Origin of the sequence: Bacillus sp. SIMBA_031 (assembly GCF_046535225.1) — a bacterium.
Classification (GTDB): Bacteria; Bacillota; Bacilli; order Bacillales; family Bacillaceae; genus Bacillus; species Bacillus velezensis.
In genome coordinates, this window is sequence record NZ_JAWRXC010000214.1 from 1 (window position 1) to 274 (window position 274).

The window sequence follows — 274 nt, forward strand, 5'->3', positions numbered from 1 at the left end:
CTACCCTCTGGGAACTGCTTCCGACGGTAATTGGGATATCTCCCTTGGAACATCGGATTCCACTACTGCGGTAGCTGGCTGGAAACATACCGGGTTGAAAGTTGCCACCCTCCCAGCCGGGAATGCGGTTGACCTTCCTGCTGTTGATGAGGAACGCATCGTCATACCCCTGAGCGGATCATTCAGCGTTACGGTTGACGACGTCGACTACGCCCTCGCCGGGCGGCCCTCGGTGTTCCATGGCCCAAGCGACGTCCTGTATTCAGGCATCGGG

1 protein-coding gene is annotated in these 274 nt (G+C 58.4%); it reads left to right on the forward strand.

Features of this window, described 5'->3' with window-relative positions:
• Positions 1-37 precede the first annotated feature (37 nt).
• Positions 38-274 (forward strand): 5-deoxy-glucuronate isomerase (locus SB724_RS20070; RefSeq protein WP_410572592.1); only part of this gene is annotated, 237 nt, incomplete at its 3' end.